This is a genomic window from Bradyrhizobium sp. SPXBL-04, from assembly GCF_051853035.1.
Lineage (GTDB): Bacteria > Pseudomonadota > Alphaproteobacteria > Rhizobiales > Xanthobacteraceae > Bradyrhizobium > Bradyrhizobium zhanjiangense.
In genome coordinates this window covers 4,354,981-4,375,387 of the sequence record NZ_CP182472.1, presented here as the reverse complement: position 1 = coordinate 4,375,387, position 20,407 = coordinate 4,354,981, and the positions used below count along the sequence as shown (strand labels likewise).

Below are 20,407 nucleotides of genomic sequence, written 5' to 3'. Positions count from 1 at the left end.
GCGGGATACCAAATGAATTGGGCAAATGAATTTGGTATGACCGCGGGGACTATTGGAGACCAGTAATGACGACTGCCGTGACCATCAGCGACCGGGCCGCACGCCGGATTGGGGAGATCCTCAAGGGCGAAGGTTCTGGCGCGATGCTGCGTATCTCGGTCGAGGGCGGCGGCTGCTCCGGCTTCCAGTACAAGTTCGACATCGACCGTGCCCGCACCGACGACGACCTCGTGATCGAGCAGGACAACGCGGTGGTGCTGGTCGATTCCGCCTCGCAGCCGTTCCTGGCGGGCTCGCAGGTCGATTTCGTCGACGATCTGATCGGCGCCTCGTTCCGCGTCAACAATCCCAATGCGACGGCGTCCTGCGGCTGCGGGACGAGCTTCTCGGTCTAGCCGACAGCGGCATTGCTCAACGTCAAAGTGAGAGCCGCCCGCACACCGCGCTGACGTGTTAGGTGTCCGTTGTGACCTGATCCCACGCTTGTTCGTTGTATCCGATGAGCCAGTTCAAAGCGTAGTGTCGCTCTTCCGTCACGCCCGGATGGAGAGCGGCCGGTAGCTGCTGTCCTTTCATGCGGGCGTTTCTAACAGTCCAATGGTACCTGTAGATCAGATCGGCCTGATCGAGAATGTCAGCGATCGGACGAAGTTCAGAGTCTTCGATGAACTGAGGGGTTGTCCTTTCGATCATTGTCCTCGCGGCGAATTCCACGTCGCAAATCTGAGCTGGCTTGCCGAGTTGGGCCACGAAGCCCAGTGCCCAGAGCAAAGTCCAGGCGGCTTCGTGCCTCCAAGTGAATTGAATGCGGTGATGCTCCGAGGGCGAATGGTCGAACACGAATGCGAGTTCTTTCGCAGTCAGATGGGGCCGGAGTTCGTGGAATTCCAGAACCCCTTCAACTATTTCTTGACCAAGTCCTTCGCCTTTCGCAGCAACGAGAAGGAGACAAAGCATCCGCAGCGCGACATCTTCTTTCGACCGCTTCAGCGCCTCACCCGTCGTCTCGATAACCGGTAATGCAGCAAGGAAGGGCACGCCCTCGGCTCGAAGCGTCCTTTCTGATCTGAGCTTTCTATCAATCGCTTCCGCTGTCCCCATCTCCCTGCCCCTCCCATTCTCGTCGCGCCAATCCCCAGACTCTTTTCAATAGACAATATCACGCGCCTGATCGGCAGCGACAAGATCGACCATGTCAATCGTGTCTATCCGACCGCCAACCTGCGAGCGGTTGGGCGACTGCAAATGGCTTCACGTCCGCAGCTCCCGATCACTTCCTCGACAAGCGTACGCTACGGGTCCAGCGCACCCGTGCGGACAGTGGTGGCGACGCCAACAGCATGATCGGAGCGGTGGTCGCGGTGTCACGTGACACCGTCATCAGCATGATCTGACCGGCAGTTTTAAGTGCCGGTCATCTGCCTTTCCTCGTCCGTCCACTCGACATCGACCGGCACCAGCTCCGGCTGGAGCGGCGCGTCCTCCGAAATGGTGTAGCCGTCGAGCGCGCGCAGCAGGGCCGCGACCAGCGCGGGCTTGCGCAGCGGCTTGGCGAGGAAATCCGACATGCCCGCCTCGCGGCAGATCTTGACGTCTTCGGGGAACGCGTTGGCGGTGAGCGCGACGATCGGCAAGGCCTCGAAGCGGCCGCCTTGCGCGCGGATCGCGCGGGTTGCGGCAAGGCCGTCCATATCGGGCATGCGCACGTCCATCAGCACGACGTCGTAGTCGACTTCGGAGGCCGCCGTGACCGCTTCGCCGCCGTCGGTGACGACGCGCAGCTCGATCTCGAAGGCCCCCAGCATCTTGCTCACGACCATGCGGTTGACGGCATCGTCCTCCGCGACCAGCACCTTCAGCGGCCGGTCGAGGCCGGCGATGCGGGCTTTCAGCTCCTCTGCCTCATCGCGCTCAGCCGTCGCATCGGAGACTTGGGCCTGGCTCCAGGGCAGCACCAGCGTGAAGCGGAAGGTCGAGCCCTTGCCTGGGATCGAGCTGACGCCGATGGTGCCCCCCATCTGCTCGATGATGCGCCGGGAGATCGCAAGACCGAGGCCAGTGCCGCCGAAGCGGCGGCTGATCGAGGCGTCGGCCTGGGCGAAGTCGCTGAAGAGCTGGCCGAGCTTTTCGGGGGCGATGCCGATGCCGCTATCGGTCACCGTCCATTCCACGGTCGCCAGCAGATCGCGCCGCGCCTGGCAGGTGGCCGAAATCGTCACCTCGCCTTCGTCGGTGAACTTCACCGCATTGGATACGAGGTTGAGCAGCACCTGGCGGATGCGGGCGACGTCGCCGCGCAGCGTCGGCGGCAGGTTCGGATCGAGTTCGACCTTGACCGCAAGTCCCTTGCTCTTGGCACTCGCGCGCCCCACGGTCGCGGCGGTCTCGACCAGCGCCTGCGGCGCAAAGTCGATCGCCTCGAACGCGAAGCGGCCGGCCTCGAGCTTGGACAGGTCGAGAATGTCGTTGAGGATGCGCTGGAGATTGTCGCCGGACTCCCGGATTGTGGTGACGGCCTCGCGCTGCTCCGGATCGAGTTTTGTCTCCAGCAGCATGCTGGCGAGCCCGAGCACGCCGTTCATGGGCGTGCGGATCTCGTGGCTCATCACCGCGAGGAAGTCGGACTTGGCGCGGCTCTCGGCCTCGGCCTTTTCCGCGCGCCAGCGCTCGGTCACGTCGCGGCCGAAGCCGCGATAGCCGAGGAACTGGCCGTCGCGATCGTAGGCCGGCTTCGCCGTCAGCGACCACAGCCGCGCCTCCCCGCCGGCGACGACCTTGATATTCATCTCGTGCAGAGGCTCGGCCTGCTCCATCAGGCCGACAATGTTGTAGGCCGCGCTCTTGTCCTCGGGGCAGAGCATGTCGAGCACGTCGGCGAAGTGCGATCCCGTCAGCAGCGGAAGCGGCAGCTGAGCGACGTCGGCGAAGCGCTGGGGCACGTCGACCAGATGCCCCTCGGCGTCGGTCTGCCACAGCCAATCGCTGGCGTTCTCCTGAAAGTCCTTCAGCAGCAGCGAGATGATCTCGGTCTGGCGCTCGAGCTCGAGCTGGGCCTTGAGATTGCCGAGGAACAGGTTGCCCTGGGAGACGATGTTGCGCGCCATGAAGAATGCGAACAGCAGCAGGAATACCGCCGTCACCAGATACGGCCCGGTGCCGCACAAGAGCAGCGCGCCGACGCAGGCAATCGTCATGGTGGCGAGATAGACGAGGCCGGCACGAGGGAAGGTCGACAGCGTGAACGCTCCGCCCGACATCATGCCGACCATCAGGCAGGCCAGGATGAGCTGGCTGGTTGGTCCGATGCGGCTGAACAGCGCCAGCGGCAGCATGCCCCAGATCGCGGCGAGGAAGAACGCCTGTCGCAGCACCTGCCGCGCGGCGCGGCTTGAGGCCTCCTGCAGCGGATTTCGATGCGACCGCCGCCACGAACGCACCGCGAGCAAGGCGGTAGCGGCGAACGCCATGCCCCAGATCGCGAGGAAATCGTTCCAGCCCCTGCCCCAGAACAGGATCAGCACGATGGCGACGTTGAGCATGGTCACGGCCATCGTCACCGGGATCAGCCGCGTCACCGCGTCGATCTGCTTGGCGCGGATGCGCCGCAGCGCCCGCTCGCTGAGATCGGCGGTCAGGCCGTCCTCGATCTCGAAGCCGCCGAGCCAGTACAGGAACGCGCCCATCACGCCATCGCGCGGCTCAGTTCGCTTCATGGATTTGTCCGGCCATCCCGTCAGAGGAACCTTTTGGGCATCAATGACCCGACGCGCGCTTAAGCCGGGTTAATTTTGTGGGAGATTCTGCGGCCGCCTTGACGGGTGCGTTTGCATTTTGTTCTAACGGTGGCTCCCGCCTGGAGCCCTCCAATGCCCATCAGAGTAGCCACCTGGAACGTGAACTCGGTCAGGCAGCGCATCGACCTGCTACTGACCTGGCTGAAGGAGTGCCAGCCGGACATCGTTTGCCTTCAGGAGATCAAGTGCGTCGACGAAGCCTTCCCGCGGCTGGAGATCGAGGCGCTCGGCTACAACGTGGTCACGCACGGGCAGAAGACGTTCAACGGCGTCGCCCTGCTCTCCAAGCTCCGGTTCGACGAGACCAAGTCGGGCCTCGCCGGCGACGACGAGGATGCGCATGCCCGCTTCCTCGAAGGCGTGGTGACGCTCAAGCAGGGGGTGTTGCGCATTGCCTGCCTCTATCTGCCCAACGGCAATCCGGTCGGCACCGACAAATATCCCTACAAGCTCAAATGGATGTCGCGGCTTCTTGAGTATTCGAAGGAGCGCCTCAAGGAGGAGGTCCCGCTGATCCTGGCCGGTGATTTCAACGTCATCCCGCATGGGCGCGACGTGCACAATCCCGCCGCCTGGACCGAGGACGCCCTGTTCAAGGCCGAGACGCGGGAGAGCTTTCAGTCCCTTCTCGGGATCGGCCTGACCGACGCCTTGCGGGCGGTCACGGATGAGGGAGGGCTCTACACCTTCTGGGATTATCAGGCCGGGGCCTGGCAGAAGAACCAGGGCCTGCGCATCGACCATTTGCTGCTGTCGCCGCAGGCCAGTGACAGGCTCGCCAATGTCGGTATCGACAGCTATGTGCGCGGCTGGGAGAAGCCGTCGGACCATGTACCGGTGTGGGCGGATCTCGATCTCGAGGCGGCGTAAGCGCCGATCAGGTGGTGGGCACGCTGTGCTTTGCCCGCCCTTACGGGACCGAGCTATTCCCGGCGGCCCTGCACCCACTGCTCCAGCATTTGCAGGCACATGGCGCGGTCGTCGTCGGAGGCCTTGGCGAAGGCGCGGTTGTAGCTTTCCTTGATCCAGGTCTCCTCGGCCCCGGCGCTGTCCCGGGCCAGCGTCAGCCACATCAGGCCGCGCGCGGCCTGTCGCGGCAGGCGGTCGCCGTTGAACAGCATCTGGCCGAGTAGCGCCTGGGCCTGATGCTGGCCCTTCTGCGCGGCGAGGCCGAGCCAGCGCGCGCCATAACGGAAATCCTCGCGCGAGGCGTCCGGCGTCTTCAGGTACAGGCGGGCCAGATCGTACTGCGCGTCCGCGTTGCCGAAATAGGACGCGGCATAGGAGAACATCTCCCGCGCCCGCTCCGGATCCGACTTGATCTTCGAGTTCGGGATGCCGCTGAGATAGTAGCGGCCGAGCGCGACGAAGGCGTTGGCCACGATCTGCGCTTGCGGCGCCGAGGGGCTGTCCTCGGCATGCGCGTTGGCGATGCGGCTGAAATATTCGAAGGCGCGCAGATCGTCCTGGGCGACGCCGTCGCCATTGGCGTACATGCGGCCGAGCTTCCACTGCGCGATGGGGTGACCGCCCTCGGCGGCATATTGCAGGGCGCTGAGCGAGGTTTCCTGGGATGCGACCGCCGGCGGAACTCTGGTGCGAACCGTATTCGCAGCCCCTGGCAAGGTGGTCACGACCGGGATGGTCGCATCCTTGTTGACCGGCGCGCCGTCAAAGGCGAGCGCCGGCGCGGCCAGCGCAGCAGCCCCCAACATAAACGCAACTATCGCACGCCTAGATGTCCGCATAGCACTGTTTCTCGTGCGCGCCGCCCGGATGGGTCACCGCCCCCCCGAGCGCTGGTCCAACCTGCTGAGCATACTTCCAGAGCGCACCCGACGTGTGGTTAGTCGCGCGAGCCGCCCATTTGGTCTTGCGCTGGGCGAGCTCCTGGTCGCTCAATTTTACGTTAAGGGTACCGGCGACGGCGTCGATCTCGATGATGTCGCCGTCCTCGAGCAGCCCGATCGGGCCGCCAATTGCGGCCTCGGGCCCGACATGGCCGATGCAGAAGCCGCGGGTGGCGCCGGAGAAGCGGCCGTCGGTGATGAGCGCGATCTTGCCGCCCATGCCCTGGCCGGTCAGCGCCGCGGTGGTCTGGAGCATCTCCCGCATGCCCGGGCCGCCCTTCGGCCCCTCGTAGCGGATCACGATGACTTCGCCTTCGCGGTAGGTGCGCTTCTGAACCGCCTCGAAAGCGTCCTCCTCACGGTCAAAGCACCTGGCCGGACCGGTAAACCTGAGGTTGGACATTCCCGCGACTTTCACGATCGCACCTTCTGGCGCCAAATTGCCCTTCAGACCGACCACACCGCCCGTGACGGTGATGGGTTTGTCTGCCGGGTGCACCACGTCTTGGTGCGGATTCCACTTCACGCTCTTGAGGTTTTCGGCGATCGTGCGGCCCGTGACGGTAATGCAATCACCGTGCAGGAAGCCGTTGTCGAGCAGCGTCTTCATCAGAAGCGGTATGCCACCTACTTCAAACATGTCTTTGGCGACATAACGGCCGCCCGGCTTCAAATCAGCGATATATGGTGTCTTTTTGAAGATTTCGGCGACGTCGAATAAGTCAAACTTAATGCCCGCCTCGTGCGCGATCGCCGGCAGGTGCAGCGCAGCATTGGTCGAGCCGCCGGATGCGGCGACCACGGCAGCGGCATTCTCCAACGCCTTGCGGGTGACGATGTCGCGCGGCCGGATGTTGGAGGCGATCAGGTCCATCACCTTCTCGCCCGCGGTCATGCAGAAGGCGTCGCGGATTTCATAAGGTGCGGGGGCACCGGCCGAGTAAGGCAGCGCAAGGCCGATCGCCTCGGAGACGGTCGCCATGGTGTTGGCGGTGAACTGCGCGCCGCAGGCGCCCGCCGAGGGGCAGGCCACGCGCTCGATCTCGTCGAGATCCTCGTCCGACATGGCGCCCACCGAATGCTTGCCGACCGCCTCGAACATGTCCTGCACGGTGACCTGTTGCCCGCGGAAATTGCCGGGCAGGATCGAGCCGCCGTAAATGAAAATCGACGGCACGTTGAGACGGACCATCGCCATCATCATGCCCGGCAGCGACTTGTCGCAGCCGGCCAGGCCGACCAGGGCGTCGTAGGCGTGACCGCGGACCGTCAGCTCGACCGAGTCGGCGATGCATTCGCGCGACGGCAGCGAGGAGCGCATGCCGTCATGGCCCATGGCGATGCCGTCGGTGACGGTGATGGTGCAGAATTCGCGGGGGGTCCCGCCGGCCGACGCCACACCTTTCTTCACCGCCTGCGCCTGGCGCATCAGGGCGATGTTGCAGGGGGCGGCTTCATTCCAGCACGAGGCGACGCCGACGAAGGGCTGGTGGATCTGCTCGGTGGTCAGACCCATGGCGTAGAAGTAGGACCGATGCGGCGCGCGCGCAGGGCCTTCCGTCACGTGACGGCTCGGCAGCCTCTGCTTGTCGATCTTCGCGCTCATCGCAAACCAGTTTCCCCGGTCAACCCTTTCAGACCCGAAAAATCAGAGCCAAGATTTGAATCGACCTTGGGATTTCCCGTCGCCGTCGAAGACTGCCGCTGCCCTTAAATCATTAGAGTGATTTTATTCATGTTCGGGTGTGGCCAAAAAGCGGCGCTGATGCGAACGGCCGGTGATGAGGGTCAAAACACCAATCACTGTTGCTTGAACACAACAATCGTGGCGTGGAAGACACGGATTGTCCTACCAAGATACCCTCGCAGGGATGATGATCCACAACTTCCGATTTCACGGCACGGGCAGCGCGCCCCCGTTTGACGATGAGGCGGCTGGGCTGAGTCGGCGCCCTGCTGCACCACCGAGCCCCTCTCATGTCCCGGTCGCGCAGCGGTTGCGGCGCAGAGCCGGGATCCAGGGCCACACGGTACGACGCAGCGACATGGGCCCCGGCTCTGCAGCGCATCGTCGCTGGACGATGCTTCGCATCGCCAGGGTGACTCTGCGCTGCGTCCGGGGCACGAGAGCGCAGTGTGGCGCACGCCGCCTCCACATCGTCATTGCGAGCGCAGCGAAGCAATCCAGAATCAGTCCGCGGCAAGACTCTGGATTGCTTCGTCGCAAGGGCTCCTCGCAATGACGGAGCAAGGGGCACTGCCGCCGTTCTCCAAATGACGCTGTCATTCCCCGCGAAGGCGGGGAATCCAGTACGCCGCGGCCTCTCGGTTCAATCACAAGTGTCTCGGAGTACTGGGCGGATTCAACCGCTCGTCGCAACACTCCGTGTATCGCTCACCCGTAACAATTGGTCGAGAGTTTCGGCGGGTGTTTTCCAGCCGAGCGTCTTTCTGGGCCTGGTATTGAGTGCGAGAGCCACGGCCTCGAGGTCCTCGGCATTGTGCATGCTGAGATCGGTCCCTTTTGGAAAGTACTGACGCAGCAACCCATTCGTGTTCTCGTTGGTGCCGCGCTGCCATGGGCTATGAGGGTCGCAGAAGTAGACCTGTACGCCTGCATCGATCCTCAGACGTGCATGCTGTGCCAGCTCGGCTCCTTGATCCCAAGTCAGTGACCGACGCAGTTGCTCTGGCATGGTGACGATTGCGCGGGTGATGGCATCGCGCACGGCCTCAGCGCCATGTCCGGCGAGTGCTTTCTTCACCCCAGCTTCCTGTTCCTGGCCCGTCATGCGCGGTAGATGCAGCAGAATGGTAAAACGGGTCGTGCGCTCCACCAGAGTGCCGATCGCGGAGCTTCCAAGGCCCATAATGAGGTCACCTTCCCAGTGGCCCGGCACAGCTCGATCGGCGGCCTCCGCCGGACGCTGACTGATCATGATCTCGGAAGGAATAAAGCTTCGGCCTTTACGCGCGCGCGCCCTTGGCATCCGCAACGCCCGCCCGGTGCGCAAGCAGGCCGTCAGTTCGCGACGCAAAGCCCCTCGTCCCTGCACATAAAGCGCCTGATAGATCGCCTCGTGACTGATGCGCATCGTCTCATCCTCGGGGAAGTCGAGCCGAAGTCGCCGCGAAATCTGTTCCGGGCTCCATGCCGTCGCCCAGCGCCGGTTTTGCCGATGTACAGCCCGGCGCCCCTTCCACACCACCTTCGGGCCAGGGAGGGGCTTCCCGTCCGGCTTGGCGATCATACCGGCAAGCCGGTCTTGCACATAATCCCGCAGGGCCGGATTGATTGCCAACTTCGCCAATTTGGGTCGTCGGGCGGATCGATCAGCGCGCCATTGTGCCGTGGTCGCGCGGTACTCTGCAGCGCCGTGGCGACGCGCCACATTGCGTCGGAGCTCACGAGAGATCGTGCATGGCGGCCGATCGAGCTGGCGAGCTATGGCTCGCACCCCATGCCCCTGCGCGCGCAAGATGGCGATCTCCTCACGCTCGGCGAACGAGAGGTAGCGCCCTGATGAGGGTTTTGACGACCGCGACAAATGTGTTGGCGGCATACCGCCCGCCCTCCGGAACCAGCGCACTCCGACCGCCGGCGACACCCCGGCCTCAATCGAAGCATCCTCGCTCGATCGCCCCGAGGCAATCGCGACCCAGAACGGTCTGTAATGCTCTCGCAGGGCCTTCTGAGCACGACCCACCCGCACACAGCTCTCCATCGCAACCTCCTTGCTGGAGTGTTGCGACGAGCGGTTGAATCCGCCCTGGATCGCCCGGTCGAGCCGGGCGATGACAGCGAGTGTGTGGCGCGCGTGCCACAGGCTCGTCATTGCGAGCGCAAGCGAAGCAATCCAGAATCCCTCCGCGGCAAGATTCTGGATTGCTTCGTCGCAAGGGCTCCTCGCAATGACGGAGCAAGGGGCAATGGCGTCGCTCTCCAATCCGCATCTGCGTCGCAGACACGCCTTCGCATTCTCGCGGCGGATTTCGCCCGAGCTTTGCTTGATCTCTCCCCCTCTAAAGCCAAGAGGGCGCAGGGAAGGCCGGGTGCCGGCGGCACCCGCGGTCCGCTGCGCGAAAAGCACACGCAGAGAAGACCGCACAGCAGCATACAGGTGAAGCCCAACACACGGCCTTCCCTGCGCAGTGGTTTGACGGCTTATGCCGCGCTCTCCCGGGAGCCGAGTTCCTTCTGGCCTCCCTCGCCCTCGTAGAAGTCACGGACACCGCGCCGGTTGACGCCAATGCCGCCTCCGCCAGGGCTTGACCGTAGCAACGACGGCCAGGACCACACGGTTTTGCCGTACGCGCGGTTCGCCTGCGCCACAGGGTTCGACGGCGTTGTGCACGTTGCCATCGAAATGCTGACGCGACGAACCTGACAGCGCCGTCCGTCCGCGCGAAGCCTTAGGGCTCACGGAGAGCAATCCGCCCTGCCCGCAGCTCTCGCGCCCGACGCTGCCGCGTCCACCGCAAGCCCGGCTCTACGATCATCACGACACATGATCGCCCCTCAAGGGTGAGCCGGGATGGGCGACACATACGTCAATTCCGAATTTCGGTAAAGCGGAATCTTTTTGCGCGGGCGGGTTGACAGTCCGGCGACACAGCAAGATCCCGTGGCCCCGATGGCGCCACGACGTCGAACGCAGCGGCGCTCAGGCCGACATCGCTCGCTTGCGCCCGAACGGATCGAGCAGGCGGACGATCTCGCAGGCGGCGACGAGACCGGCGAGCCAGGCGGCGCTGGTCAGCCCAAGGCGCATCACGATGGCTGCGGTGAAGGCGCCCTCTCCCCCCAGGAACGGCGTCGCGGCCAGCAGCGCGAGCTCATAGGCCGCATAGGCGGCGACGAGCGTGACGGCCAGCACCAGCGGCGTGCGGCCCTGCGGCAGCGTACGCAGCACCGCGGACGAAATGGCGGTCGAGAGCAGCGCGGCCGCGCCGATCGCAAAACCCCAGGCGATGGTGCTGCCATCGATGGGATAGTGCAGCGCGCCGAAGCCGATGGTCTGGTTGACGAGCCAGGCGCCGGTGACGACGAGCAGCGCCGGGCGCAGCGGCAGCATCGCGGCCGCGACGACGGCAAAGGCCGCGAACGGTGTTGCACAGGCGAGCGCGAAGCTCGCGAGCGCGCATGACGCCGTCAGCAGCCCAAAGCAGAACATCGGCGCAAGGCGCGGCGTCACCGGATGAAGCCGCAGACTGTCGGCGTGAGAGGGCTGGATGCTGAGAGCCATAAGTGATCTCCTTCTATTCGAATTCTAGTCCATTTGGGGACGTGTGACAGCCCTATCGACGTCAGAACGTTGCGCCGGCTTTGAGCAGATAGCTGCGGCCGGGCAGCGGATAGGCGCTGAAGCGACCGTCGGTAAAGGTGCTTGCGACTGCATAGTCGTAGTAGAGCGCGTTCAGCAAATTGTTGACGCTGAGCGACCAGAAGTACCGCTCATATTGACCACTGAGCTTGAGGTCGATCGTGCCATTAGCAGGGATCGGCTTCTGCGTTCCGGCCTGGTCGTTGTCCATGCGACGCTCGCTCCAGAACCGTGCGGTGGTGTCGAGCACGACATAGTTCTGCCAGATGTTCCAGGTGACACCCGCACTCGCGGTGTAGCGCGAGACCAGCGGCACGTCGTTGCCGGCCCAGACGCCCTCTCGGAAGACAGCCCTCGTATAAGCCATGCCGGAGCGCAAGAGCAGCGCGTCGTTGACGCGATAGGAGACACTGGTCTCCGAGCCGTAACGGCGGGTCGGATCGAGATTGGTATTGTAGAACAGGATTGGATTGAAATGGATCTCGTTGGTGAGGTCCATCAGATAGAGACTGCTCTGCATCTGAAGACCGCCTCCCTTGATACGCAGCCCAGCCTCGACATCCTGCGAGGTCTGGGTCTTGAGCAGGAACGTTTGCGGCAGTGGATTGAAGAAGGGATCGAATGAGGGTCCAGACGACACCCGCTCGTCGACGTCAGGCGTGCGAAACGCCCGCGCGGCGCGGCCGAACAGCGAGATCATGTCGTTGAGGCGATGCTCGGCACCGAGGTGCAGCGCATATTGGGTCTCGTCGCTCCTGAGCGGGAGCGCGCCGATGTCGGCGTTGAACGGAGCCGCCGGATCAAAATTGTCACGTGCCGACAGACTGATGGTCTGCACCCGCGCCCCATAGGAAACGTCGGTCGTGGGCGTGACACCCAATGTGTGCTGAAAATAGCCCGCAACGGTCTGCTGCCTGAGGTCGTAATTGTGCCAGGCGGCGAGACCCTGGCCGGCGCCGCGGTTCTGCTGAAAGCTCGCATCGTAATAGTCGATGCCGGTCAAGAGCTGCGACGGCATTCCGAGCAGAAGGCTCTTCACGCTGAGGCGCGGCGTGATCGACCATGTCGTCAGATCAGCGTCGACATAGGTCGAGGTGAAAAAGGCGGGCACCGGCGTCGGACTGGAGAAGAATGCACTCTGCTGCCTCTTGTCGCGCATGCCGCCGTCGACGATGAGATCGACACCGTTCACCAGGGTTTTTGTGAAACCCGCTGTCGCGCCAAAACCTTGCTGGTTGGCATAGTTGAAGGGCGTGCTGGTCCCCTTCCGGTTGGTCGCGAGTTCGTCGAGGCCGATCGAGGGATCGACGGTGCGGCCGCCCGGCAGTCGCAGTTCCTGATTGTCGCCGGTCACGGTCAGGAAAGCAGTCAACCCCGGCGTCGTGTAGTTCAGATTGCCGACGCCGTTCTCCTGGGAATAACGATTGTTGTCACGATAGCCATCGGTCTTGACGGTGTTGCCGTAAAACGAGGTCGACCACGGACCGGAATTGAGCCACGTCGAGACGTTGGCGAGCCTGGTGTTGAACGAGCCGAAGCCGGCCTCGATGCCCGCGGCCATGGGTGGTCCGCCGACGCCGTTCTTGGTGACGATGTTGATGACGCCGCCGACCGCGTTGTCCCCATAGAGCACCGCACCGGAATTGCCGCGCGTGATCTCGATGCGCTCGATGGAATTGAGCGGGATGGTGGCAAGGTCCACCTGCGCCATGTCGATGTCGTTCAGCCGCCGTCCGTTGACCAGCACCAGCGTGTTGGCGGTTGCGAACGCGCCGAAGCCGCGCAGGTCGACACTGGTCTTGGCGCCGATCGGACCGCCATAGAACGTCGTGATCTGGGCGCCCGATACTTGCGTCGAGATGATCTCGGCAAGCGTCTGCGACGGCGAATGGGCGACGTCCGCGGCGGTGATGACGGTCGTGGCGGCGTCGACGATGCCTCCATTGTTGCTGGCCGCCTCACCGCCAAAGCCGGCCGAGCCGGTCCCTGTCGGCGCGCCGTTCGGCGTCGCACGGCGTCTCCCCATGTCGCCATCGCTGCTCGCCCTGGCACGCGTGCGGTTCTGATCGTCGGCCCTGGTCACTTCGACCGGCGGCAACTGCTCGGCGGCAGTCTGGGCGCGGACGCCCCTCATATTGAGGACAAGAACGGGAATGATGAAGCTGGACGCCAGCCAGGCCGTGCGACGGCACCGGATTGCGGCGGAAACGGAAGACATGCGAACAAAACCTCGGCAGGACGTCAGTGGCACGTCACAGCGAACGAGGTTTCACGACGAAGCGATCAATCGCTCCGGTGAAGCTAATGTCTGTACTCCCCGACCGACATCTTCGCGTGTGACCACGGCTGACGGCAGGTCTCCTGGCTCGCGGGTCGTTACCTCTCCGTCGCCTTCCCAGGACCGAGATTCCCAGTGGCATAGGACGAGAGATTCGCCGCTTACAGTTGCGGGGGCAGCCATGGCATTGAGAAGATTCCGGCGTTGGGAAAATCTCGCACCACGTTCCCTTTTGATCTCCGTGAGGAGAACCGTCGCGGATCTTTTACGAGTCGTGCAGCCCGGGAGTCAATCGGCTGGTTGCATCTGGCAGCGACCACTCGCCGCTGCCGGTGCGTCCCGCAAGCAGAGGCCCGGCAGCTACGTCCGCCCTCGCGGGCGCTGGGCCTGCGCCCAAGCGATGGCGACGTCGCGTGGCGGAACATCGATGCGCTTGATCGGCGTCAGTTCGCCGGAGGCAGAGACAATCGCGGTCTCCTCGCGGCGGCAGCGCCGACACACGAAACGGACCTCACGCGGGAATGCCGACCAGCTTGAACGTTTGACGTTGGCAGCCATCGGCCAAGCGTCGCAATGCGAGCACGACACTAGGAACCGGCCGGGATCGAGCATACCCATTCAATCGGACTCCATGCGTCCTGCCCGCCTCCTTCAATGATTAATCCAAGTGAATCGTTCCGGTGCCTGGGCACCGCCGACAGCCTCCTGTCTTTTGGCGCGCCGGCGATTTTGGCCACAAGCATCAAGAACTCAGCGAGCCCCCTTGAGGGTGCAGGAGGTCGTGCAGGTGACCGTGGTGCCGTGATCGCATGACTTGCAGGCGCTGACGCACTGGTTCATGTCGCGAGGATTGTAGCTGTAGTTTCGCATCGGGCAGGTCGACGTCGAGCCGGTGATGTCCTGCTCCTGATCGCAGGCCGCCGTCATGAGCGCGAATATGATCACTGCAACGAGACGCATGGGATTGCCCGTCAAACATGGCAAGTGACACTCGCGAGGCGCTGCATTGCAACGAACCCCGGCCTTCCCACTACGAGCCATCGCCAATCAGCGACGCCCGCATGCGCCTCAGAATGCGCGCCAAATGTTAAGAACGGATTGCAATCGGCCTCAAGCAGCAGCGCTGGTCGCGATCGCCTGCCGCATATCCACTGCCAGCTGGCGGTACTGCTCGGCGAGCTTCAGATAGAACTCGCGCTTGGTGCTGTCGGTGGCGAGCTTGGCAATCAGCTCGCACTCGGCGGAGAGCGTCTCGAACCGTTCGAGCCTGTCCTCAAGGTGTGTCATCGGCGTGTCCCCATCTGACGCCTCAGGGACGTCGAGCCTAAGCCCGGGAAATAGGTCACGGCGAACATCGTTATGGAGTAGAATCGTTTTTTCCAGTCGGCGACGCCGGACGGCAGGCAATGCTATTTCTGCTCCAACCGCCAGGCGCCGTCCCAACCCACGTCCGGCGGGTTGACCTCGAACTGCGCGATGCGGCCGAGCAGCGTGCGCGAGGGACCGTCGCCGGGGACCGCTTCGAGCGCGGCGTTGAAGGCGGCGCGGGCGTCGTCGAAGTGCCCGGCGCGATAGGCGGCAAGGCCTTCGGCATAGTGCGTGCGCAGGCGCGCTTGCGCATCGGTGAGTGCGCCGGCCTTGCCCATCACCTCGAAGACGGCCTGCGGTGCGCGCTGCCCCGCGACCGCGACGCGATCAATCTCACGCAGTTCGAGCTGTGAGCCGATCGCATCCGCCGTTGCTTGCGAGACCAGGACGCGGGTGCCGTAGGCCTTGTTGGCGGCCTCCAGCCGCGAGGCGAGGTTCACGGCGTCGCCCATCACGGTAAAGCTCATCATCAGGTCGGAGCCGATGCTGCCGGTCAGGACCTCGCCGGTGGCGATGCCGATGCGCAGATCGCACGGCGCCGGCATGGCGCGGATGCCGAGCAGATCCGGCAGCTGCTTCTGGAGCGCGGGCACCTGATCGGCCATCTCGATGGCGGCAAGGCCGGCGAGCATCGCCTGCTCGTCCTCCTCGATGAAGGGCGGGCCCCAATAGCACATGATGGCATCGCCGATATATTTGTCGATGATGCCGCGATTGCTGCGGATGGGGCCGGACATCACCGTGAAGTAGTGGTTCATCACCTTGACGAGGCCGCGCGGGGTCACGCCCTCGCTCATCGAGGTGAAGCCGCTCATATCGCAGAACATGATGGTCATGACCCGGCGCTGGCCGTCGATGGCGACCTCCGGCCGGTCAATCAGGCCCTGCACCACTTTCGGGTCGATGTAGCGGCCGAAGGTCTCACGGATGCGCTCGTTGTGCCGGAGCTGCTCGATCATGCGGTTGAAGGCCGCGGCAAGCTCGCCGATCTCATCCTGGGTGGAGACGGTAATGGGCTTGTCGAACCGGCCCGCCTCGACCTCGCGGGTGCCGGCGAGCAGCAGCCGCACCGGGCGCGTGATGCCGCTACTCACCAGGAGCGCAAAGGCAAATCCAACGATCGCTGCGAGCAAGGTCACGATGCCCGATACGATGATCGCCTGGTGCTGATGGCTAATCACCTGCGACGTGCTGAAGAAAACCTGCGCCAGCATGTCGGCGCGGATCGCATCGATCTTCTGATTGAACTGGTCGCGCAGCACGTCGATGTGCTCCAGCGTGCCGCGGGCCTCCGCCATCTGCCTGGCATCGACCTGCTTGGCCAGCTTTGCGTGGTCCTCGGTCAGATCGCGGCGCAGCTCAGTGACGGCGGTCTCGATGCGGAGCTCGATCCGCGCCAGCGCGGCATTGTCGGACGGTGTCCTGGGATCGTTGATGATGGCGTTGATGAGCGTGCGTGCGCTCTCGGCCTCCTCTTCGATCCTGCGGTCGGTCTGCTCGAACTCGCGCACCCGCGCCGCGTAGGCCTCCTCGTCCGACGGCGACTGCATCTTGGTCATGACCATGCGCCGCAGCGCCAGCGCCCGCTCCAGCGAGCGGATGTTGGCGCGCGCCAGATGGCCGTAGGCCGGGATGTAGCGGTTGGTCAGCTCGTCCAGGAGAACGCCGACCTTGCTCGACATCACCATCGACAGGATCGAGGTGACCAGCATCAGGACGATCAATCCGAGGGCGATACCGACGATCTTGCGCCGGATCGACTGGTTGAAAATCGGCATAGGTGCAGGCAAAGGCTGAAAGGATGAAGCGAGGGAACTCAATACACCGGATTTAGCGGTGGGAACACGCGCAATCTCGCCTTTCTGACGCGGTGAACCGTACGCAACCGTCGCGCGAGCCAATCGTTAACAAAGGTTAAACATGCTGCCTTTTCCGCTATTTCGGAAGTTCCCGAGTTCCCATCCGTATTTTGCCGCATTGTTGCGAGAGCGTGAGGAATGCGAAACGATGTCATGACATCGTTTGGTGTCGTCTCTTGATTCTCAAGCCGCATGTCATCGCGGACCTTGGTTTGTAGTGGTTTCGCAGGGGGACCATGGAATGAACCAGTGCCTACGCTCGCTCGCGTGTGTCGTTGCCGTGGCCACGATGGCCCTCCTTCCCACCGAGTTGGCGGCGAAGAGCAATCATAAATCATCCGCGCCGAAGAAGACGCATGAGGCGAAAGCCGGCAAGCAGCGCCATGCCTCGGCCGGCAAAGCGCGGCACGGCAAGCACGCCGAGGCCAAGCGCAAGCCGAAGAAAGCGGTCGACGAGCCCTCGGACAAGCCGGCCCCGCCGCCGCTGACCGGCGATCTCGCCGCGCTGAAGGATGCGATCGACCTCGCGCGCAAGGGCAAGACCGAAGATGCGGGCGCCGCGCGCGACCGCATCACTGACCCCGCCGGACAGAGGCTTGCGGACTGGTTCATGCTGCGCCACTCCGAGAGCATGGCGAATTTCAAGCGCTACGCCGCCTTCCTCGCCGCCAATCCGGACTGGCCGAGCAGCGCCCTGCTCCGCCGCCGCGCCGAGGCGCGGCTGTGGCAGGAGAAGAGTGACGCGGCCATTGTGCACAAATTCACCATGGACCGGCCGACCAGCGCCAAGGGCAAGTTCGCGCTGGCCCGCGTACTGCTCACTGAAGGCGAGACCGACAGGGCTGCGCGTCTCGTGCGCGAGGCCTGGCGCACGGACGAATTGTCCGAGCGGAGCGAAGAAGATTCCTACGCGGCGTTCAGCGATCTTCTATCCGCCGACGATCACCGCGCGCGCATGGACAAGCGCCTCGGCGCCAAGGACTACGCAGGCGCAAGGCGCGCGGCCAAACGTCTCGGCGAGGATGCGCTCGCGATCGTGAAGGCCTGCGCCGCCGTCACCGGCAAAGCGAGCAAGGCCAAGGACTATCTCGAGGACGTCTCGACCGAGGCGCGGCGCGATCTCGGCTATGTGCTGTGCCGCGCCCAGTGGCATCTTCAGAACGACCGCATCGACGACGCAGCCGAGGTGATCCTCGCCGCCCGACCCGACACGATGGCCGCGCAGGACACCGATGCCTGGTGGCGCGAGCGCCGCCTGCTGGCGCGCAAGCTGCTCGACCAGGGCAAGTTCAAGACCGCCTATGACGTAGTGCGCACGGCCGCGGTGCCGGAGAAAGAAGTCTACCGCGTCGACTACCACTTCATGTGCGGCTGGATCGCGCTGCGCTATCTCGACGATCCCAGGACGGCGATGGTGCACTTCGCCGCGATCGACGAGGGATCGGCCAATCCGATCGCGCTGTCGCGCGCCCATTACTGGCGCGGCCGCGCCGCCGAGGCGATGGGTGCTACAGCCGACGCGCGCATGAGCTATCGGGCGGCGGCGCGCTATCAGACCGCCTATTACGGTCAGCTCGCCCGCGCAAAGCTCGGCCTGGACCGGATCGAGCTGCGCGCGCCCTCGCCCGTGTTGGCCGCCGCCGACACGCAGTTGGCGGACGAGCGCGTGCGCGCAGCCAACATGCTATACGATATCGGCGAGCGCGACGTCGTGTTCTATTATGCCGAGGATTTTGCCAAGGAGAGCACCGACGCCGCGGCGCTCGAAGCGCTCGCCGCGCTCGCCGGACAGCGCAATGACGCACGCGTGATGCTGGAGGTCGGCAAGTCGGCCCTGGCGCGCGGGCTCGCGCTCGACCACTACGCCTTCCCCACCATCGGCATTCCCGAGCACAAACAGGTCGCACCCGCGATCGAGACCAGCGTGATCTATTCGGTGGCGCGCACCGAAAGCTCGTTCGACCAGCGCGACAAGTCGCCTGCCAATGCGGTCGGGCTGATGCAGGTGACGCCGGAAGCGGGCCGCGACACCGCCAAACGCTTCGGCCTGACCTATGACTGGGACAGGATGGTCTCCGATCCCGTCTACAACACCCAGATGGGCGCGGCCGAGCTCAGCGCGCTCTTCTCGGAATATCGCGGCAACCAGATCATGACCTTCGCCGGCTACAATGCCGGCCGCGGCCGTGTGCGCGAATGGGTGCAGGCGCGTGGCGATCCCAGAGATCCCAAGGTCGATCCGGTCGACTGGGTGGAGCGCATCCCGCTGTCGGAGACGCGCAACTACGTCCAGCGCGTGATCGAGAACGTCCTTGTCTACCGTGCGCGGTTCGAAGACAGCAGCATGATCGCCGGCAAGAGCGACCAGCGCGTCGTCACGCACGAGGTCAGCGCAACCGCACCCGTGGCGGCCGCAGCACCCGCTCCCTAGTCAACGCCGCCGGGGCTGGACGCGGCGCCTGCGGGGTCACGGTGCTGCGGCTTCCACGCGCGTATAGTCGCGCAGCCAGGTGTCACCTCCTTCCATCGATCAGATCGCCACCGCCCAAATATGCGCCGGTCAACGCTCTTGCGAAGGTCCAGGCGTGTATCGTGCAGCTCCAGCACGAGACGGCACTCAGGACCGCCAACATCTCGATCATGTTGCCAGCGGCGAGCTCGACGTTACCCGCGGCCGGTTCTGTGCGCCCGGGCATCGACCATTGCATGAAGAACGTGGCGAGTTCGCCGCGACGGTAGCAATCGGTGTCACAGTAACAGCGTTGTGTCCGCACATGCCGGACATAGCCGATCCCGATTGACCGCGAGCATGCGCTGCACGTGGCGGCGCGCAACGGGGGCTCGTGATTGACCACCACGAATTTCATGAAGCCGCCCTCACGCGATCTTTCGCGAGCGCCTCGCAGAACAATGCGTAACACTGATAATCGCAGTAAGGCAGACGGGTCGCGATCTCGCGGAGATAGCTGCCGCCGATCGGCTCGCAGCACTGCATGCACCAGGTTTGCCGGAACGGGGTCCGACCGTTCACGAGGACAAACGCGAATCTCATGTGGCACCTCCCAAAGCGAAGCAGTAAACGCTGTCCATCGGAGACAGTGCGGGCGGTGGAGCGCAAAGATGATTTCGGCCGTCCGGATTATCCCTGTTTCGCTCCACTTTTTGCGGTGGGATCAGAATGAATCTCCCGTCCTCCCTGCGCCGTGCATACAGCCGGCCGTCGATGTACTTGATGTCGGTCGGATAGCAGTCCGCGTTGCTGCAGCAACTGAGGCTCGGATTGTCCGGCATGTGCCAGGTCGAATAGAATTTTTCGTGCAGCGCCTGGTCCTGGGGTGGGTGCTGGCGATGAACGGTGCCGTGTCCCGTCTCCTGCGCCTGGGCCGTCGCAGCGGCGCCGAGGAGAACCACCGCGCACAAGAGCTTGCATGAACGGATCAACGCACGGGCTCCCGGATTAGATGTCAGCTCTCCAATTCAGTCCTCACGCGACCTGCGCCCGAAACAGCCACCGGCGGTCGCGTTCGCGGCGTGTGCGGAAGCGATCAACGCATTTCTTGGAGCAGAGCGCAGTGCGCCAGGAATAGTAGCGGATCAGACCAAACTTGCCGCCACACACCGCACAGCCCTTGATCGAAGGGCAACGTTCGGACTCGGATAGGCGACGCTCAGGAAGTTGCGACGTATCGCACATTGTTCTCTCCCTCTTTCGGCTGCTTGCGCTCTTGCCTATTGGTTTCCTTCGAATTCACGCGGGTCGTGAGTTGCGGAGATCGCGGCTGCGTGTCGAGAAATGCAGCTGCCTCGTCGCTGGTCGCCTGCCCGTGTCGGTGAAAGCGCCCGGGGCTATACGCTTCAGACCCGGTTCTCGTGCGAACACTGCGATTGGCTGGTCGACACTCCCGATTGGCCGTGAGACTAGTCCCCCCAGAAC

At 64.0% G+C, this 20,407-nt stretch carries 17 protein-coding genes and 1 riboswitch; of the genes, 3 read left to right on the top strand and 14 right to left on the bottom strand.

Features of this window, described 5'->3' with window-relative positions:
- Positions 1-65: 65 nt before the first annotated feature.
- A complete protein-coding gene (erpA, locus tag ACNJX8_RS20640; protein WP_024342679.1) occupies positions 66-395 on the top strand; it encodes an iron-sulfur cluster insertion protein ErpA in 330 nt (109 codons plus the stop codon).
- A gap of 58 nt (positions 396-453) precedes the next feature.
- Here erpA and ACNJX8_RS20635 read toward each other — a convergent pair whose 3' ends face one another.
- Together ACNJX8_RS20635 and ACNJX8_RS20630 are read right to left on the bottom strand one after the other, a co-directional pair.
- A complete protein-coding gene (locus ACNJX8_RS20635; RefSeq protein WP_439356590.1) occupies positions 454-1,101 on the bottom strand; it encodes a DUF4272 domain-containing protein in 648 nt (215 codons plus the stop codon).
- Positions 1,102-1,403: 302 nt separating this feature from the next.
- Positions 1,404-3,713 carry an ATP-binding protein gene (locus ACNJX8_RS20630; protein WP_439356589.1) on the bottom strand — a complete coding sequence of 770 codons (2,310 nt, stop codon included), beginning with the start codon at positions 3,711-3,713 and terminating at the stop codon, positions 1,404-1,406.
- A gap of 153 nt (positions 3,714-3,866) precedes the next feature.
- Here ACNJX8_RS20630 and xth point away from each other — a divergent pair, with 153 nt between their 5' ends.
- Positions 3,867-4,664, top strand: a complete 798-nt coding sequence (gene xth / locus ACNJX8_RS20625; RefSeq protein ID WP_128945869.1) for an exodeoxyribonuclease III — start codon at positions 3,867-3,869, stop codon at positions 4,662-4,664.
- A gap of 53 nt (positions 4,665-4,717) precedes the next feature.
- On the opposite strand, the gene ACNJX8_RS20620 is transcribed toward xth, so the two are convergent.
- The 9 genes from ACNJX8_RS20620 to ACNJX8_RS20580 all read right to left on the bottom strand — a co-directional run bounded on the left by ACNJX8_RS20620 (position 4,718) and on the right by ACNJX8_RS20580 (position 16,392).
- A complete protein-coding gene (locus ACNJX8_RS20620; protein ID WP_091885564.1) occupies positions 4,718-5,542 on the bottom strand; it encodes a tetratricopeptide repeat protein in 825 nt (274 codons plus the stop codon).
- A complete protein-coding gene (gene ilvD / locus ACNJX8_RS20615) occupies positions 5,529-7,250 on the bottom strand; it encodes a dihydroxy-acid dehydratase (protein ID WP_128933595.1) in 1,722 nt (573 codons plus the stop codon). Before ilvD ends, ACNJX8_RS20620 begins: the two co-directional genes overlap by 14 nt.
- A gap of 757 nt (positions 7,251-8,007) precedes the next feature.
- Positions 8,008-9,369, bottom strand: coding sequence for an IS30 family transposase (locus tag ACNJX8_RS20610; RefSeq protein ID WP_439359333.1), 1,362 nt, complete (start codon positions 9,367-9,369; stop codon positions 8,008-8,010).
- A 939-nt stretch (positions 9,370-10,308) separates the two neighbouring features.
- Positions 10,309-10,890: a hypothetical protein gene (locus tag ACNJX8_RS20605; RefSeq protein ID WP_439356588.1), complete on the bottom strand. Its 582-nt coding sequence runs from the start codon at positions 10,888-10,890 to the stop codon at positions 10,309-10,311.
- A 61-nt stretch (positions 10,891-10,951) separates the two neighbouring features.
- Entirely contained in the window at positions 10,952-13,102 is a 2,151-nt protein-coding gene (locus ACNJX8_RS20600; protein ID WP_439361944.1) for a TonB-dependent receptor, read from the bottom strand.
- A 200-nt stretch (positions 13,103-13,302) separates the two neighbouring features.
- Positions 13,303-13,517: riboswitch (cobalamin riboswitch) on the bottom strand.
- Positions 13,518-13,606: 89 nt separating this feature from the next.
- The gene (locus tag ACNJX8_RS20595; RefSeq protein ID WP_128933557.1) at positions 13,607-13,864 is read right to left on the bottom strand and encodes a hypothetical protein; all 258 of its coding nucleotides are present in this window, start codon (positions 13,862-13,864) and stop codon (positions 13,607-13,609) included.
- A 132-nt stretch (positions 13,865-13,996) separates the two neighbouring features.
- Positions 13,997-14,206 (bottom strand): hypothetical protein, encoded by a 210-nt coding sequence (locus tag ACNJX8_RS20590; protein WP_091885589.1) that lies wholly within the window; start codon positions 14,204-14,206, stop codon positions 13,997-13,999.
- Between the two features lie 150 nt (positions 14,207-14,356).
- Positions 14,357-14,533 (bottom strand): hypothetical protein, encoded by a 177-nt coding sequence (locus tag ACNJX8_RS20585; protein ID WP_164934897.1) that lies wholly within the window; start codon positions 14,531-14,533, stop codon positions 14,357-14,359.
- A gap of 122 nt (positions 14,534-14,655) precedes the next feature.
- A complete protein-coding gene (locus ACNJX8_RS20580; protein ID WP_439356587.1) occupies positions 14,656-16,392 on the bottom strand; it encodes an adenylate/guanylate cyclase domain-containing protein in 1,737 nt (578 codons plus the stop codon).
- A gap of 322 nt (positions 16,393-16,714) precedes the next feature.
- Between ACNJX8_RS20580 and ACNJX8_RS20575 the strand changes: the two genes are divergently transcribed.
- Positions 16,715-18,904 carry a transglycosylase SLT domain-containing protein gene (locus tag ACNJX8_RS20575; RefSeq protein WP_439356586.1) on the top strand — a complete coding sequence of 730 codons (2,190 nt, stop codon included), beginning with the start codon at positions 16,715-16,717 and terminating at the stop codon, positions 18,902-18,904.
- Between the two features lie 82 nt (positions 18,905-18,986).
- Here ACNJX8_RS20575 and ACNJX8_RS20570 read toward each other — a convergent pair whose 3' ends face one another.
- The 3 genes from ACNJX8_RS20570 to ACNJX8_RS20560 are packed head-to-tail and all read right to left on the bottom strand — an operon-like array spanning position 18,987 to position 19,914.
- Positions 18,987-19,340: a hypothetical protein gene (locus ACNJX8_RS20570; RefSeq protein ID WP_439356585.1), complete on the bottom strand. Its 354-nt coding sequence runs from the start codon at positions 19,338-19,340 to the stop codon at positions 18,987-18,989.
- Positions 19,337-19,525, bottom strand: a complete 189-nt coding sequence (locus ACNJX8_RS20565) for a hypothetical protein (protein ID WP_128933553.1) — start codon at positions 19,523-19,525, stop codon at positions 19,337-19,339. The genes ACNJX8_RS20570 and ACNJX8_RS20565 overlap by 4 nt, the downstream gene beginning before the upstream one ends.
- Complete coding sequence (locus tag ACNJX8_RS20560) at positions 19,522-19,914, bottom strand: hypothetical protein (protein ID WP_439356584.1); 393 nt, start codon at positions 19,912-19,914, stop codon at positions 19,522-19,524. The genes ACNJX8_RS20565 and ACNJX8_RS20560 overlap by 4 nt, the downstream gene beginning before the upstream one ends.
- Positions 19,915-20,407: the final 493 nt, after the last annotated feature.

Bases quoted from the DNA above. Each gene is read 5' to 3' on its own strand.
- erpA (WP_024342679.1), top strand. From the start codon at position 66: ATGACGACTGCCGTGACCATCAGCGACCGGGCCGCACGCCGGATTGGG.
- ACNJX8_RS20635 (WP_439356590.1), bottom strand. From the start codon at position 1,101: ATGGGGACAGCGGAAGCGATTGATAGAAAGCTCAGATCAGAAAGGACG.
- ACNJX8_RS20630 (WP_439356589.1), bottom strand. From the start codon at position 3,713: ATGAAGCGAACTGAGCCGCGCGATGGCGTGATGGGCGCGTTCCTGTAC.
- xth (WP_128945869.1), top strand. From the start codon at position 3,867: ATGCCCATCAGAGTAGCCACCTGGAACGTGAACTCGGTCAGGCAGCGC.
- ACNJX8_RS20620 (WP_091885564.1), bottom strand. From the start codon at position 5,542: ATGCGGACATCTAGGCGTGCGATAGTTGCGTTTATGTTGGGGGCTGCT.
- ilvD (WP_128933595.1), bottom strand. From the start codon at position 7,250: ATGAGCGCGAAGATCGACAAGCAGAGGCTGCCGAGCCGTCACGTGACG.
- ACNJX8_RS20610 (WP_439359333.1), bottom strand. From the start codon at position 9,369: ATGGAGAGCTGTGTGCGGGTGGGTCGTGCTCAGAAGGCCCTGCGAGAG.
- ACNJX8_RS20605 (WP_439356588.1), bottom strand. From the start codon at position 10,890: ATGGCTCTCAGCATCCAGCCCTCTCACGCCGACAGTCTGCGGCTTCAT.
- ACNJX8_RS20600 (WP_439361944.1), bottom strand. From the start codon at position 13,102: ATGAGGGGCGTCCGCGCCCAGACTGCCGCCGAGCAGTTGCCGCCGGTC.
- ACNJX8_RS20595 (WP_128933557.1), bottom strand. From the start codon at position 13,864: ATGGGTATGCTCGATCCCGGCCGGTTCCTAGTGTCGTGCTCGCATTGC.
- ACNJX8_RS20590 (WP_091885589.1), bottom strand. From the start codon at position 14,206: ATGCGTCTCGTTGCAGTGATCATATTCGCGCTCATGACGGCGGCCTGC.
- ACNJX8_RS20585 (WP_164934897.1), bottom strand. From the start codon at position 14,533: ATGACACACCTTGAGGACAGGCTCGAACGGTTCGAGACGCTCTCCGCC.
- ACNJX8_RS20580 (WP_439356587.1), bottom strand. From the start codon at position 16,392: ATGCCGATTTTCAACCAGTCGATCCGGCGCAAGATCGTCGGTATCGCC.
- ACNJX8_RS20575 (WP_439356586.1), top strand. From the start codon at position 16,715: ATGAACCAGTGCCTACGCTCGCTCGCGTGTGTCGTTGCCGTGGCCACG.
- ACNJX8_RS20570 (WP_439356585.1), bottom strand. From the start codon at position 19,340: ATGAAATTCGTGGTGGTCAATCACGAGCCCCCGTTGCGCGCCGCCACG.
- ACNJX8_RS20565 (WP_128933553.1), bottom strand. From the start codon at position 19,525: ATGAGATTCGCGTTTGTCCTCGTGAACGGTCGGACCCCGTTCCGGCAA.